Genomic DNA, 13,657 nt, shown 5'->3' with positions numbered 1-13,657 from the left:
CGGTTGCCGCCCCGCTGGCGCGACAGTGCCCCGGTGCTGGCGCGGCGGATCCTGGACGCCGAGCCCAAGGGGGACGGCCCCCATCCCGCCACCGACGCGGCCGCCCTCGCCCTGCTGCGCCGCTGGCCCCTCGACCCTGCCAGCCGCACGCTGCAGTGGGATCTCGTGCGGGAGCGGCTGCTGGCCGGCCGCTGGCGTGCGGCCATGGCCCTGCTGGAGGCCATCCCCACCGACCAGTTGCCGCCGCCGCTGGCCGCCCGCCAGAGCTTCTGGATCGGCTTCATTCAGCAACAGCTCGGTGAAGGGGCCGCCGCCAGGGACACCTGGCAGGCGCTGCTGCGGCGCCATCCGGGCGGCTACTACGGCTGGCGCGCCGCGGTACGCCTGGGCCAGGGGGATCTGCAGCTGGGCGCGGGCCCCCACACGCCTGACAGGCGCAACGACTGGCGGCCCCTGGCCAGCGGTGACGGGATCCTCGATCGGCTCTGGCGACTGGATCAGGGCACCGAGGCCTGGGAAACCTGGCGCCACCGCCGCGGGCGCCGGGCCCCCGATGGCAGCCGCGAGCTGCTGCTGGAGGGGCGGCTGCGCCAGGGGGTCGGTGACGACTGGACCGCTTTCGGCCTGCTGGAGCAGGCCAGCCTGAAGCTCGACGGCAACCAGTGCGCCCTGGAACGGGAACTGGAGCGCAGCCTGCATCCGCTGCGGTTTGAGGCGGCCTTCCGGGCCGCCTCCACCCAGGCCGGGCTGCCGATGGAGCTGCTGCTGGGCGTGGCCAAGCAGGAGTCGCGCTTCACCCCGGCGGTGCGCTCGCCGGTGGGGGCCACGGGCCTGATGCAGCTGATGCCCGCCACCGCCGCTGAACTGGCCGGTGGGCCGGTGCCGGAGCAGCTGCTGGAGGACCCGGCCGGGAACGCCAGCCTCGGCGCCCGCTATCTTGCGCAGCTGCTGCGCCAGTGGGACGGCGACCCGCTGCTGGCGGTGGCCAGCTACAACGCCGGGCCCGGCGCCGTGGCCGGCTGGGTGGGCCCTCGCCTGCGCAGCGATCCGGAGCTGTGGGTGGAGGCGATTCCCTACCCCGAAACGCGCCTCTACGTGAAAAAGGTGCTGGGCAACGTCTGGAGCTACCAGCAGGGCGGCGAACCGGGCTGCTGATCAGCGCACCAGCATGCGGCCGAAGTTGGCACCGCCAAGCACCAGCAGGGCGAGCACCCCGGCCAGCACCAACGGCGGCGGCACCACCCGCACCCGCAGCAGATCCAGCCGGGCCAGCAACACCGCCGAGGCCATGATCAGCACGTTGGCCAGCACGTTGAGGTGCAGCAGGTAGAGGCCACCGATGGTGACCAGCAGCAGGGTGACCACCAGGCTCACCACCCGGCTGGCGGCCATCACGATCGACACCTGGCGAATCACCAGATCGGGCATGGTGCAGATGAACACGATCAGCAGGGCCTGCAGGCATTCGGCCGACCAGAAGAGGGTGGTGAGTTCCTGCACATGGGAGCTGCCGTTCTCCAGGGCATGGCTCCAGTGCATGCCCTGGTAGGTGCTCACCCCCATCAGCACCAGCAGCATCGGCGCCTGGATCGGCAGCAGCATGAGACGGAAGACGTCCTTCATGGCTCCAGCACCAGGGTGATGGCCTCCAGCGGGCAGCTGGGGATGCACTGCTCGCACACCAGGCAGCGGGAGGCCTCGAACTGCAGCCGCTGGGTGGCCGGGGTGTAGTGGAGGGCGCCGCTGGGGCAGACGCTGGAGCAGATGCCGCAGTCAACGCAGAGCACCGGATCGATGCGGATCTCACCGGGGGCGCGGTTGAGTCCCAGCCCCTGGCCCTCCAGCCAGTCTTCGGCGGCGTCGAGCTCGTCGATGTCACCAGAGAGCTCCACCACCATGGTGCCGCTCTGGTTGGGGGCGATCTGGGCCCGCAGAATCTTGGCGGCGATGTCGAAGTCGACAGCGAGGCGGTAGGTGATCGGCTGGTGCACCGCCTCGGAGGGGAAGTGGAGAGTGAGGCGCCGTTTCACCGCTCCTGCCCGGGAACGCTGACGCTAGCAACGATGTCCTGAGAGAGCCCCTGGTGCGAGCCCTGCCAGAGGGACAGCGCTGCCAGAGTGGGCGCCACATCGTGTCATTGGTGTCCATGGCCCCATCGGGCAGTTCCCCCCCCTCCAGCCTCGGCCGCACCGAGCGCATGGTTCTGGCGGCCGTGGCGGCCCTGCTGGTGCTGCTGATGCTGTGGCTGCGGGGCGGATTGCATCCGGAAGCCCCCCTGGAGAGGCTGGCCCGCCAGTCGCCCGAACTCACGGTGGCCCTGGCCGATGGCAAGCCCACCGTTGTGGAGTTCTACGCCGACTGGTGCGAGGCCTGCCGTTCGATGGCGCCAGCGATGGAGCGGATCGAGCGCCAGCAGCACGACCGGATGGATGTGGTGCTGCTCAATGTCGACAATCCCCGCTGGCAGCCGGAACTGGAGCGCTACGACGTCAACGGCATCCCCCAGCTGGAGTTCTTCGACGCCGCCGGCGGTTCCGTGGGCCGCTCCATCGGTGCCCGCAGCGGCACCGAACTCGACGCCCTCAGCACCGCCCTGGTCGACGGCACACCCCTGCCCCAGCTGGCGGGCGTGGGGGCCGTGAGTGCCCTGGCCGAGGCGGCCGCGGAGAGCGCCCGCCCCCAGCCCCAGGCCCCGCCCCAGACCGGCCCCCGCAGCCACGGCTGATCCCGCCACGTCCCTCCCCTTCCCCCCGAACCCCCCGCCCATGGATCCCCGCTTCCGGGTCGAGCTGATCGCCGCCACGCCGAACCCGCAGCAGTGCGTCTACGCCGGGATGCACCAGGACTACAGCGAGGGGTTCGTGGCCGCCGACCGGGCCGAGTGGCCGGAGGAGACCAAGGCCGGGGAGATCTGCGTCAAGCGTCTGCTGGCCGGCGAACGCGGCCACTACGGCCCCCTGGAGCACGCCCAGATCGTGCTCAACGTGGGCTGGTTCCCCCATTCGGTGATGCAGCAGGCCCGCACCCATCGGGTGGGGGTGAGCTTCGATGTGCAGTCGATGCGGTACACGGGCGACCGCATCCGCAGGGCCGCCAAAGGCGAACTGGAGCTGGAGGAGGTGTTCTATCTGCGGCCGGTGGGGCCCTACAGCGACCGCCAGGGCAAGAAGTACCTCTACGACGACGGCCAGCGGGCCATTGATCTGAAGCTCTGCCGGACGGCGGCCGAGCGCTATCGCGACCTGCTCGATGCGGGCTTCGCCGAAGAGCACGCCCGCGGCATCCTGCCGTTCGACTATCGCCAGCATTTCGTGGTGAGCTTCACCCTGCGGGCGTTCCTGCACTTCCTCGACCTGCGGGCCAAGCTCGATGCCCAGCAGGAGATCCGCGAACTCTGCGATCTGATGTGGCCCCACCTGCAGCTGTGGGTGCCGGAGTTCGCCGACTGGTACGAGAAGAGCCGGCTGCACCGGGCGCGGCTGGCACCCTGATGAAACGCCTCAGCTGGGGCCTTGCCCTCTGCCTGGCCCTGGGCCTGCCGGGGGCAGCGGCGGCGGCACCGGTGCTGCGGGTGGGGGTGGTGGATGGTTCGCCGCCCTGCAGCTACCAGGTGGCAGGGGTCTGGCGGGGTCTGGCCATCGATCTCTGGAGCCGGGTAGCCACCCTTGAGCGGCTGCCCTACGTCGTCACCGAGTGGCCGTCGGTGCGGCAGATGCTGGAGGCCAGCCGCGAGGGGCGGCTGGATGTGGCGGTGGGCTGCATCAACGTCTCGCCCGACCGCCTGCAGCGCTACCGCTTCAGCCTCCCCTTCCAGGAGGACGGCCTGGCGGTGATGGTGATCAAGAGCCGACTGGATCTGGGGCGCTCCTTCCTGGGCGCCCTGCTGACGCCGACGCTGCTGCAACTGCTGGGCGGCTACCTGCTGGCGATCGCGCTGCTCACCTGGCTCACCCTGAAGCTGGAGGCCCGCTCCCACCCGGCCCCGGACAGCAGGCAAAGCTTCCTGCGCCACAGCAGCAAGGTGTTCCAGGTGCTGGCCACCGGGCCGGGCAGCAACACGATCGTGGCCACCACCCGCGGTAACGGGATTGTGATCCTGGCCTATCTGGTGCGGATCGTCTCGGCGTCGCTTCTGGTGGGCTATCTCACCGTGAACGTGGCCGGCGAGATCCAGGGCAAGGCCACCGGTGCGATCCGTTCACCAGCGGATCTGCGCGGCTCGCGGGTAGGGGTGCGCAGCGGCACCGTGAGCGAGGCGCTGCTGAAGGAACTCAACGCCTCGAGCAGCGGCGCGAAGGTGACGATCGTGCCCCTGGACAGCATCGCGGCCGGGGGCGAGCAGCTGGCCTCCCGCCGGATCGACGCCCTTCTGGCGGACAACCTGCAGCTGAGCCACCTGCTGCTGCAGGAAGAAACCAAGGGTTTCCTGCCCAGCCTGGCTCTGGAGGGCATCCGGCCCGAATCCCAGGCCTTCGCCTTCTCCCCGGCACTGCCGGAGGCCACCACCGACCGCATCGACCAGGCGATCAGCGCGCTCAAACGCAGCGGTGTGGTCAGCGAGCTGCGCCAGCAGGCCACGACCCCGGTGGCCCCCCAGCCCCGCTGAAGGCGGCGGTCCACCAGCGCTCCACCGCCTCTGGGCTGCCGTACCAGCTGGGCCCGAAGGCACCGCCATGGGCCACCCCCGGCAGCACCAGGGGGGTGGAGCCCGCCAGCAGGGCCGAGGCCACCGGCACCAGGCCGTCGCCCCGGTCGTGGGGATCGCCGGTGCTGTTGCGGTAGGCGGTGGGGGCCAGGCGCTGGGCCATGGGGGAGGCCGCCTGCAGATCCAGGTCGCCGGCCACCGACACGTACCGCACCTGATCAGCGAACGGGCAGCCCGGCAGCCGCTCCGCCACCATCTGGCGCAACAGCGTGGCTTTCATGGCGGTGTGGGGGCTGCCCAGCATCGCCAGGGTGTCGGCCAGGGCCTTGCCGTCGTAGCGGCGCCCCTGGAACGGGGCGTCATTGAGGAACAGCCGCAGCATGATGCCGCCGGAGCTGTGGCCGATCAGCGTCACCTTGCCGGTGGGGGACTGGCGGGCCAGCTCGCCCGCGGTGGCCTGCACCCGATCGAGGATCCGCGCCCAGGCGAAGGCGAAGACGGTGAGCAGCCATTCGGCCTTGCCCACCGGCACCAGCCGCACCGGCTGGCCGCTCAGCTGCTCCAACCGCGAGACCATCGGCCCATAGGCCTCCGGGCTGATCAGGAAGCCCCCGAGGATCACGATCGGCTGGCTGGTCATGGATCGGGGCTGGGGTTGCTCTGGAGCTGAATACAAGCAAGGAAGTGATCACGCACCCGGATGGCGTCGGGGATCGCCTCGGTGGGGACAGGCACGATCAGGTTGTTGAAGGAGGGTGGGCCGCTGTCGCCTCGGATGCCGGCATAGAGGTAAAGGCAGCAGGGGTGATCGCCTCCCAGGCTGGCTTGGGTCACCGTCCAGTCGCCACCCCAATGGCGCACGCGGCCATCCACCACCGCTGTGCGGTTGAACAGTTCCACCTGATCGCCGACCAGCAGGGCGGCGGGACTGACGATCACCCGGAGGCCCTGGGCGGGGATCGTGGAGGGCGCGGCCATCTGATTGCTGCTGAAGGTCCGATTCAGGGCGACGAACTGCTGCCAGAGGTCGGGATCGATGTGCCAGCGCCCGATGACCTCCCGGCCCTGGAGCAGGGCCCGTTCAGCCGAGCAGGCGGCCCTGGCCCACAGGAACGTCATCGTGCCGATGAGGAGGCCAAGCCAGCCAGCGCAACCCAAGGCCAGTTGGAGCGCCCGATAAGGGGGCTGATCAGGCAGCACGAAAGCGCCGACCACACAGCCGAGACCAAGGACCACGGCCGTGGCTGCGCGCAGGATCTGACGGCGGGGGTGGCGCACGGATGGCCCCTACCCGCGGCGGGCCGCCTCGATGGCCGCGATGTCGATTCTGGTCATCTGCATCATCGCCTCGAAGGCACGCTGGGCCGAGGCGCGATCGGGGTCGGCGATGGCGGCGGTGAGGGCGCGCGGTGTGATCTGCCACGACAGACCCCACCTGTCCCTGCACCATCCGCAGGCACTTTCTTCGCCCCCATTGCCGACGATCGCGTTCCAGAGCCGATCAGTTTCGGCCTGGTCATCGGTGGCGATCTGGAATGAAAACGCTTCGCTGTGCTTGAACTCCGGGCCGCCATTGAGACCCAGGCAGGGGAGGCCGGCCACGGTGAACAGGACCGTCAGGACATCACCCTGCTGGCCGGAAGGATAATCAGCCGGCGCACGAAAGATCGCTCCCACCGCGCTGTCCGGGAACGTTTCGGCGTAGAACGTGGCCGCCTCCAGGGCGGTGCCGTCGTACCAGAGACAGATCGTGTTTCTGGGAACCATCCGCGCTCTCCGTGGATCAGCCTCGCGATTCTAGGCGGCGGTTCCGGTGATTCACAACCGAAAGATACCGGGGGTAGTCATCGATGGCATTTCCACCTTGATGGCCAGGAGGAAGAACGGATACGCCCACCATTCACCGGGGGAACGGTCGCGCTGGGTGATGAAGTCTTTCCTTGACGGGCCCTTGCCGGGGGCGAATCCGGCGCCATCCGACACCAGCGAGAAGGGCATCCAACGAAAGACATCACGCCACTCAGCATGGGAGAGCCGAACAGAGCCGTGACCAAAGCTGTACAGCCTGTACAGATCTGTCTCGAGGCTCATGACCCCCATGCACGACACCGGACCCGTGGTCTGGATCAGACGCCATCAGCGAGCACCTGGCCGCCGATAGGCGCAGGTTCCAAAGACCGTCTGCGGGCGTCGATACAGATCGATGACGGCCTGAATATCTGCCTCTCCCAGCTGCTGGAAAAGGGTGGCATCGACGGCGTACCAGAGGGGACCCGGTTTCATCGGCAACCGATGACCCAAACCCACTCAGGTCGACCTTGGTCGAACGGCAGGGATTGGATCGTCCGCCGGGACCGGCGTTAAATCCGCCTGGTTGGATAAAGCCAGCCCCTGAATAGCTTCGTCATGCGCGGCATGGCGAAATACGTCATGACGACAACCATGATCACCGTCACCACGAACGTCCGCACAAAAACCGGAAGTGGACCGATCAGCGGCACCAGAATGAAATTGATCAGATTAATCAAAACATAGATCGTGATTCCAGAAACAACCATCATCTTGTGGCGAGGCGGGGCAGGCACCCCGGGTCGATTGGGCAGGGTAAACCAGGTTTCCAGACCCGTGAGCATCGAGTACTGGCCGGTGCCCTCAGTGAACTGGCGGGCGCGGTTCAACAATCTCAGGCGAATCGGAGACTCTTCCCATTGCTTGAGCTTGCTGATGCGATCGAACTTGAACACAATGCGGTATTCAGGATGGGCAGGATCGGATGGACGAAAAACGTTGACGCCCAGGTGCCCCTCACAGGCCATGGCCGCTTCAATCAGCTCAGCGAGAACCCCTTCGAAGGCCGCTTCACATCCCGGCTTGATCCGTTGCAGCACATCCACCGTCGTGGGTGGATCAGAATCCAGGCGTTCAGGAGCATTCATCGCTGCAGGAGTTGGTGTCCGGCGATGCCGATGTCCAATCGCACAACCTTGGCAGGTTCCAGGCCCGACGGCAGCGGGAACGACAGGCCTCCGTTGGTGACGACGTAAAGACTGGTGCGATCGCCCGCTCCGGCGCCAAAGGCCAGCGCGGTACTTCCGGTCATCCCGTGCTCTGCCTCGGCAATGGTGGTGATCCGGCGATCGGGAGTGATCTTGATCACACTGTTGTAAATGTGGGTGGTGCCATAGAGGTTCCCCTCCTGGTCAAAGGCAAAGTCATCGAGATTGACTGGGGCGAAGAAGATCTCTGGTTCACCAGGTTGGCCGTTGGGCTGAATCGGTATCTTGATCAGCTGCATCTTTTCTGTGTTGGACGCGTAGAGAGTCTGCCCATAGATTTTGAGTCCGTTGACCGCCGGAAACTCCCTTTCCTCGGAACTGCGAGCCAGCAGAGGATGCTCCAGCCACACGCCGACTGACCGATCTGCCAGATTTAATTGCCAGATGGCACCTCGATAGGAGTCTGCAATCAGATAGGTTGATTCCGAGAGAGGTGTTAATCCATTCAAGAAGATGGCATCGGGCAGAGTCACCAACACCGCCACAACGCCCTGGGGGGAAATCGTATAGATGGTCGGTATGCCGTCGGCGTCCCAGGCTGTCAGCAACAAGTCTCCCGCGGATGTCAGGGCCAGTCCCGTGGCTTTTCCGGCGATGGCCGCATGAACCACAGGCACACCATCAGCTCCAATCCGAAGCACCTTGCCATCCAGATGGCTACTGACAAACAAGGTGCCATCAGAACTGACCGCAATACTTTCCAGGAACGTGCTGGGTGGAAACTCGGCAATCGGATGCGATGGAGCGATCGCCACAGGCACCTCGGCAAAAATCGGCGGAAGTCCAGCTGGAGTAGACATTCGAGATCCTCTGATCCGGCGTCAATGGAAAGCAGTCGAAGTCATGGTAGCCATCAAACCTGGATGGATCTTTCCTATTCTTTTGAATGATTGCACATTCTTTTGATTTGGAATGGAAGTGTGGATCATTTCACAGACAATCGATAGATCTTGGGAGTCGTGCCCAGGTGCTTGCGAAACAATCGCGTCAGGTGGCTCTGGCTGGAAAATCCACATTGAATGGCAATATCGGCGATGGCTGCATCAGAGCGTTTTAGCAGGTGCTGCGATCGCTGCAGCCGGCACTGAACAATGAACTGGTGGGGAGAAGTCCCCGTGGATTGCTTGAATAATGAGGCAAAGTAACAAGCACTCAGTCCCACCAAGGCAGCCAGGTCCGCCAACGGAAGCGTCTGGTCGAGATGGTCTTGAATGTAACCGGTCACCAGGGCGAGAGAGGACGGCGGCAACGGCCCTGCGGGAGGGAACCTGGGTGGAACCGCCGAGTATGTCTTCAGCAAATGCACGGCCAGACAATTCTGGAGCGATTCCACGTACAGATGATCGCGTCCCCCATTCATCTCCAACTCCGAGAGAAGGGCAAGCCCCAACTGCCGAAGGAGTGAATCAACCCGGGGCAAATCCGGCACCAAGTCAACCTGATCGGGCGCGATCGCCTCATGCGCAACCTGGCCTAGAACATCGGGCTTGAGGGTGAGGATCAAAAACTCCGAGCTCTGATCCCACTGAACCTGATGCGTCACCCCGGCAGGAACAACAATCACCTGCTCTGCAATAACCTGCTCAACCTGCACCCGTCCATTCAACCGCCGTTTGACCCGTAGATCTTCCGGGATGCGGGTATGGATGGCAATTTTGTGGTCTGGATAGGAATACTCTGGGGTTTCGAACGGAGGGCAGCGGAACTGCTCCAGTGTGATCCCCTGCCACCCAGCCCCAACACTGGAAAGCAAGGGAACGCTCGGCAGAATGGGCGCCAGGTTGTCAGTTCTGATTGTGCGTGAATCAGCCATACCCAGATCTGAGCAGCCTGCCAATACCACTTCTGGGAGTCTATTGACGGATCTGATTCGCCACTGTGTCTGATCTCACCCGTTCGGCGCGGAGCCGTGCCGTTGCAGAAGGGCCAGCAGCTCGAGGTGGAGCTCCGGCTAACGGTTGTGGATGGTATCAACGATGGCCGCTTCCACCCTGATGGCCGGCAGGAACAGCCAATACTCCCAGCCGTCGCCGGGAGGACGGTCGCGCCGGGTGATGCAATCCTGCCGTGGGGCACCCTTCCCCTCAGGGCCGCCGTAACGCTCCACGGCGTGGAAGATGGAGACCCGGGCAACGCCGTAGCCCAGCCCCCTATGCGGATCTGGGGCCATCCAACACCGGCGCCCATGGCTTCGGGCGGACGACCTTCCGGGGGGCGGCGGGGGGCTCAACGGGGCGGCGAAGGACGTTGTACAGCCTGTACAGACCTGCTCCGAGCAAGATCACATCCATCAAGGTGGCCCATCCAAGCGCCAGAGACTGCAGGACAGCGTCTCTCCCCGCCCACCATCAGCGGGATGGGCCTGCCGCCGGCGTACACCTCCACGATCTCGGCGGCTTCGCTGCCGTTGTTGGTGCCGAAGTGGGGTTGGTTCACCATCTCGATCAACCCCTGGCCCGCCTTGAGCTGCAGGCTGGCGCCAGACGCGCTGGTGACCAGCAACTGGTGCATGGGCAGCTTCACCCCCGGCGGGATGGTGATGCGCAGCACGGTGACTTCCGGCTGGCCACTGGGATAGGCGGGCAGAGGGGTGCCGTTCCACGCCTGGGTGGATTGCACCAGCGTCCGCACCGTGACACCGGCCGGTTCCCCATCGGCCCGGGCCGGCGGCACGGCCAGCGGCAGGCCGCCGGCGAGAAGCAGCGGCTTCGCCAGGCGAAGGCCGCGTGAATTGCCGATCCTGACCAGCTTGGCCCTCACGCTCCAGCCCCAACCACGTCGGCACATTGCGGCCACCTAGGTCATGCACCTAGAGGCAGCGAGCCCTGCAGGAAAAGACAAAGAGACTGACGCCGCCCGATGCGACGGGTACGTTCGAAGCAGTGCCAACCCTGCGGATGCGACGACTTCCGATCCTGGCCGCCTCCCTTCTGAGCCTGGCGTCCCTGGTGGCGGCGCCGCCGGCGCTGGCCGACACCGTGCAGGCCCGCTGCGATGTCTTCCCCGCCGGTGAGGACAAGGCCACCTCCTCCGGGCTGTGCACCTTCTCCCAGCGGCAGGGATTCGTAAGCATCCAACTCAAGGGGGGCCAGAGGATCGAGCTCAAGCCCAACGAGAGCACCCCCAACGCCTACTTCGATGGGCGCGGTGAACCGGCCAGGCGGGAGATCCTCGATGCCAACCGCGGCCAGGTGTACCGGCTGGAGAACCAGTCGATCTTCGTCTTCTGGGATCCCGCCCCCTACGGCAAGGAAGCCAGCAAGTGAAGTTCGAGGGCGCCTGCCGGGTCAACTTCAACAAGGCCGGCAAGGTCTTCAGCATGACCTCCGCCTGCACACCGGCCCAGGTGACCCAGGCGGAGGACGCCATGCAGCGCTTCTTCCGGGCGCAGGGCCTCTGAGGGCCCTGGGGTGTGATGACTGGCGACGGACTTGCCGTTGCCGATCATCGGGGAAGGCCGTGATCAGCGGGGAAGTCCGTAGTGGTAGACGCTGAAGACCTCATCGCGCTTCCAGCCGGCTGACGCATAGAGCGACTGGGCGGCGGTGTTGGTGTGGGCGGTGGAGAGGGTGAGCCGGATGGCGCCGGCCTCGCGGGCCTGGCCCACGGCGGCCTCCAGAAGACGGCGGGCCGCCCCCGAACGCCTGGCCTCGGGCGCCACGAACAGATCGTTGAGGATGAAGATCGGCGCCATCGACACCGAGGAGAACGACGGGTAGAGCTGGGTGAAACCGAGCGCTTGGCCATCGGCTTCGGCGATGAACAGCACCGAATCCGCCTGCGTCAGCCGCTGGTGCAGAAAGGCGCGGACGCGATCCAGTTCGGAGGGCTGGCCGTAGAACTGGCGATAACCGTCGAACAGCGGAACGAGCGCCTCGAGGTCGGCGAGGCTGGCTTGGCGAACAGGAACGGGTTGCACAGGGCCGATGGGGGCAAGGATCAGGAAGGGGGATGCGCCAGAGCTTGCACGACGGTGGCCTGGCCAGCGATGACTTGCCAGGCGCCATTCTCATTTCGTTGCCACAGGCGGGAGAACTGAAAATCGTCTTGAAATGGGGAGCCGTTGAACACACCAGAGAGGTGAACACGGACTGAGACGTAGGCCGCCTGATCAAGCATCAAGTCTCGTCGCTCTGATGGATCAATGCAATGGAATCTCAGTGCGCCAGAGCGGTGAAGCTCAAGGTCGTCCTGCTTGGAGAGCACCGCACCGAAATGGGTCACGAAAACAAGATCCGGCGAGATCAATGCCTCGAGTGATTCAACATCGGAAGCGAGCATGGCAAGCCTGAGCTGTTCTTCGGCCGAAGAGATTTCACTTTCCATGCAAGCTCACATAGTAGGTTGAAGCTTATCGTCACCTGGCCGCAAACATTCCATGCGACGGGAAAGAGTCATTTGGAGGCGGCCCAGGTGTATGGCATTGTTAGACAGCCGTGCCCGCCTCAACAACAGGACTGGCATGCAGTTGAAGTCCGAGTGCAGAGATAACCTTCAAGACGGTTGCCAGTTCAGGATTACCGCATGATGAGAGAGCCTTGTAGAGACTTTCCCGACCCAGTCCAGCTTCACGAGCAATATCACCCAAGGCAGCAGCCACCAGGCTTGGATCTCCATCCTCCAGAGCGGCTTCAAGATAGGCTGCCATGTCTTCACTATTTGTTAAATGATTGACTGGATCCCAGACAGTTGTTTCAGTTTTGGTCATTGGCTCTCACTAAAGGTTACGGGCAAGATCCTTGGCATGCTGGATGTCTTTCGCTTGAGAGCCCTTGTCGCCACCAGCGAGAAGGACAATAAGCATGTTGCCTTGGCTTATAAAATAGATCCGGTAGCCAGAGCCATAATGAATCCGAAGCCCAGAAACACCTTCTCCGACCGTACGGACATCACCTGGATTGCCCAGGGATAAATGCCTGATCCGAATGTCGATGCGGGCTTGTGCCGCTCGATCACGCAGATCACTGAACCATGCGGCTTAGGCAGGGGTCTCCCGAAGCTCCATCATGCCACCCTTGTATCTCCAGGGATACGGCGATGCAACGGGTCTTCGGCCTGTCTAATGTCGCGTTTGAGCCGCATGCAGAGGTGCGCAAAGCCCGCCGGAGCTTATCGGCTCGAAGCCTTTGTTAAGCGGCATGATTGACGATGGGCCGTACTTGGCCACTTCCAGTCATCCGATCTTCCAGAAAGCCGCCATACCGATGACCGGTCTCAAAGTACAGCCGCCATAGGCCGACGGCCGCTTGATGGAACCCATTCTCCAAAACAGCGACTCCATCACCGGTGCGCGCCGGCTGGGCCTTTCGGTCGAGTGGCAGCAGTACTAGAACGACGGCGAGTGCACGTCGGCGGGCACGATGCGGGTCACGGGCCAGAACGTCGACATGATCTGGCTGCGGCTGACCTACCCCTTCAGCTTGGCAGCGGGGCCGTGAACGACGATCTCGCGGTGCGATAGCGCCCCGGAGCCACGCCCATCGCCCGCTTGAACGCGCGCGTGAACGTGGCCTCGGATTCATAGCCGAGTTCCGCGGCGATCTGGCCGATCGAGCGCGGCGTGTCGCGCAGCCGGGCCGCGGCAAGTTGCATCCGCCACTCGGTCAGGTAGGTGATCGGCGGGGCGCCCACCAGTTGCGTGAAGCGCTCGGCAAACGCCGAGCGCGAAAGGTGCACTTCGGCGGCGAGTTCCTCGGTCGTCCAGGGGTGCGCGGTGCGTCCGTGCATCAGCGCGAGCGAGCGGCCCACGGCCGGATCGCGCAAGCCGGCGAACCACCCCTTGCGATCCGGCGGTAGCGTCTCGGCATAGTGCCGCACGGCCTCGACGAACAGCAGTTCCGAGAGCTTGGCGAGCACCGTCTCCGAGCCCGCGCGGCCGGACGCAACCTCCTGCGCCGCAAAGCGGAACGAGGCCGCAACCCACTCGGCGCAGGGCTTGTCCTTGATGTCAAGCGTG

21 protein-coding genes and 1 pseudogene are annotated in these 13,657 nt (G+C 65.0%); 6 read left to right on the top strand and 16 right to left on the bottom strand.

Annotation, left to right across the window (positions count from 1 at the left end; translation table 11 throughout):
- The coding region (locus tag KQ305_RS07090) for a lytic transglycosylase domain-containing protein (protein ID WP_259724718.1) at positions 1 to 1,155 on the top strand (1,155 nt) is incomplete at its 5' end.
- Here the strand turns inward: KQ305_RS07090 and KQ305_RS07085 are convergent.
- Together KQ305_RS07085 and KQ305_RS07080 are read right to left on the bottom strand one after the other, a co-directional pair.
- The gene (locus KQ305_RS07085) at positions 1,156 to 1,623 is read right to left on the bottom strand and encodes a hypothetical protein (RefSeq protein WP_259724717.1); all 468 of its coding nucleotides are present in this window, start codon (positions 1,621 to 1,623) and stop codon (positions 1,156 to 1,158) included. It lies immediately after the preceding gene.
- Complete coding sequence (locus tag KQ305_RS07080; RefSeq protein ID WP_254964328.1) at positions 1,620 to 2,030, bottom strand: NIL domain-containing protein; 411 nt, start codon at positions 2,028 to 2,030, stop codon at positions 1,620 to 1,622. Before KQ305_RS07080 ends, KQ305_RS07085 begins: the two co-directional genes overlap by 4 nt.
- 116 nt (positions 2,031 to 2,146) lie before the next feature.
- Between KQ305_RS07080 and KQ305_RS07075 the strand changes: the two genes are divergently transcribed.
- From KQ305_RS07075 to KQ305_RS07065, 3 genes are read left to right on the top strand one after another with little or no spacing between them, the layout of a single operon-like run.
- Positions 2,147 to 2,725, top strand: coding sequence for a thioredoxin domain-containing protein (locus KQ305_RS07075; RefSeq protein WP_259724716.1), 579 nt, complete (start codon positions 2,147 to 2,149; stop codon positions 2,723 to 2,725).
- Positions 2,726 to 2,765: 40 nt separating this feature from the next.
- Positions 2,766 to 3,491 (top strand): FAD-dependent thymidylate synthase, encoded by a 726-nt coding sequence (gene thyX / locus KQ305_RS07070; RefSeq protein WP_259724715.1) that lies wholly within the window; start codon positions 2,766 to 2,768, stop codon positions 3,489 to 3,491.
- Positions 3,491 to 4,606 (top strand): transporter substrate-binding domain-containing protein, encoded by a 1,116-nt coding sequence (locus KQ305_RS07065; protein ID WP_259724714.1) that lies wholly within the window; start codon positions 3,491 to 3,493, stop codon positions 4,604 to 4,606. The genes thyX and KQ305_RS07065 overlap by 1 nt, the downstream gene beginning before the upstream one ends.
- On the opposite strand, the gene KQ305_RS07060 is transcribed toward KQ305_RS07065, so the two are convergent.
- The 9 genes from KQ305_RS07060 to KQ305_RS07020 all read right to left on the bottom strand — a co-directional run bounded on the left by KQ305_RS07060 (position 4,554) and on the right by KQ305_RS07020 (position 10,461).
- A complete protein-coding gene (locus KQ305_RS07060; protein ID WP_259724713.1) occupies positions 4,554 to 5,285 on the bottom strand; it encodes a triacylglycerol lipase in 732 nt (243 codons plus the stop codon). The genes KQ305_RS07065 and KQ305_RS07060 overlap by 53 nt on opposite strands.
- Positions 5,282 to 5,923, bottom strand: a complete 642-nt coding sequence (locus KQ305_RS07055; protein ID WP_259724712.1) for a hypothetical protein — start codon at positions 5,921 to 5,923, stop codon at positions 5,282 to 5,284. Before KQ305_RS07055 ends, KQ305_RS07060 begins: the two co-directional genes overlap by 4 nt.
- Before the next feature lie 9 nt (positions 5,924 to 5,932).
- Positions 5,933 to 6,412 carry a VOC family protein gene (locus tag KQ305_RS07050; protein ID WP_259724711.1) on the bottom strand — a complete coding sequence of 160 codons (480 nt, stop codon included), beginning with the start codon at positions 6,410 to 6,412 and terminating at the stop codon, positions 5,933 to 5,935.
- A 51-nt stretch (positions 6,413 to 6,463) separates the two neighbouring features.
- Entirely contained in the window at positions 6,464 to 6,736 is a 273-nt protein-coding gene (locus tag KQ305_RS07045; RefSeq protein ID WP_259724710.1) for a hypothetical protein, read from the bottom strand.
- Between the two features lie 269 nt (positions 6,737 to 7,005).
- Positions 7,006 to 7,581 carry an antibiotic biosynthesis monooxygenase gene (locus KQ305_RS07040; RefSeq protein ID WP_259724709.1) on the bottom strand — a complete coding sequence of 192 codons (576 nt, stop codon included), beginning with the start codon at positions 7,579 to 7,581 and terminating at the stop codon, positions 7,006 to 7,008.
- A complete protein-coding gene (locus KQ305_RS07035) occupies positions 7,578 to 8,501 on the bottom strand; it encodes an SMP-30/gluconolactonase/LRE family protein (protein ID WP_259724708.1) in 924 nt (307 codons plus the stop codon). Before KQ305_RS07035 ends, KQ305_RS07040 begins: the two co-directional genes overlap by 4 nt.
- Before the next feature lie 125 nt (positions 8,502 to 8,626).
- On the bottom strand, positions 8,627 to 9,514 hold the full coding sequence (locus tag KQ305_RS07030) for an AraC family transcriptional regulator (RefSeq protein WP_259724707.1): 888 nt from the start codon (positions 9,512 to 9,514) through the stop codon (positions 8,627 to 8,629).
- A 138-nt stretch (positions 9,515 to 9,652) separates the two neighbouring features.
- Entirely contained in the window at positions 9,653 to 9,871 is a 219-nt protein-coding gene (locus tag KQ305_RS07025; RefSeq protein WP_259724706.1) for a hypothetical protein, read from the bottom strand.
- 56 nt (positions 9,872 to 9,927) lie between these two features.
- Positions 9,928 to 10,461: a cupin domain-containing protein gene (locus KQ305_RS07020; RefSeq protein WP_259724705.1), complete on the bottom strand. Its 534-nt coding sequence runs from the start codon at positions 10,459 to 10,461 to the stop codon at positions 9,928 to 9,930.
- Between the two features lie 137 nt (positions 10,462 to 10,598).
- On the opposite strand from KQ305_RS07020, the gene KQ305_RS07015 reads away from it, so the two are divergent.
- Complete coding sequence (locus KQ305_RS07015; protein WP_259724704.1) at positions 10,599 to 10,967, top strand: hypothetical protein; 369 nt, start codon at positions 10,599 to 10,601, stop codon at positions 10,965 to 10,967.
- Positions 10,964 to 11,101, top strand: a complete 138-nt coding sequence (locus tag KQ305_RS07010; protein ID WP_259724703.1) for a hypothetical protein — start codon at positions 10,964 to 10,966, stop codon at positions 11,099 to 11,101. Before KQ305_RS07015 ends, KQ305_RS07010 begins: the two co-directional genes overlap by 4 nt.
- A 63-nt stretch (positions 11,102 to 11,164) precedes the next feature.
- Here KQ305_RS07010 and KQ305_RS07005 read toward each other — a convergent pair whose 3' ends face one another.
- The 5 genes and pseudogenes from KQ305_RS07005 to KQ305_RS06985 all read right to left on the bottom strand — a co-directional run.
- Positions 11,165 to 11,620: a GNAT family N-acetyltransferase gene (locus KQ305_RS07005; RefSeq protein WP_259724702.1), complete on the bottom strand. Its 456-nt coding sequence runs from the start codon at positions 11,618 to 11,620 to the stop codon at positions 11,165 to 11,167.
- A gap of 20 nt (positions 11,621 to 11,640) precedes the next feature.
- Complete coding sequence (locus KQ305_RS07000) at positions 11,641 to 12,027, bottom strand: nuclear transport factor 2 family protein (RefSeq protein WP_259724701.1); 387 nt, start codon at positions 12,025 to 12,027, stop codon at positions 11,641 to 11,643.
- A gap of 100 nt (positions 12,028 to 12,127) precedes the next feature.
- Positions 12,128 to 12,409: an addiction module antidote protein gene (locus KQ305_RS06995; RefSeq protein WP_259724700.1), complete on the bottom strand. Its 282-nt coding sequence runs from the start codon at positions 12,407 to 12,409 to the stop codon at positions 12,128 to 12,130.
- A 9-nt stretch (positions 12,410 to 12,418) separates the two neighbouring features.
- A pseudogene (locus tag KQ305_RS06990) lies at positions 12,419 to 12,664 on the bottom strand (type II toxin-antitoxin system RelE/ParE family toxin); the annotation flags it as partial.
- Between the two features lie 452 nt (positions 12,665 to 13,116).
- On the bottom strand, positions 13,117 to 13,657 hold a 541-nt coding region (locus tag KQ305_RS06985), incomplete at its 5' end, for an AraC family transcriptional regulator (protein WP_259724699.1).

Origin of the sequence: Synechococcus sp. CS-1332, from assembly GCF_025127995.1 — a bacterium.
Classification (GTDB): domain Bacteria; phylum Cyanobacteriota; class Cyanobacteriia; order PCC-6307; family Cyanobiaceae; genus Cyanobium.
The sequence above is the reverse complement of the archived record's forward strand: the minus strand, read 5'-3'. Positions and strand labels throughout refer to the sequence as shown.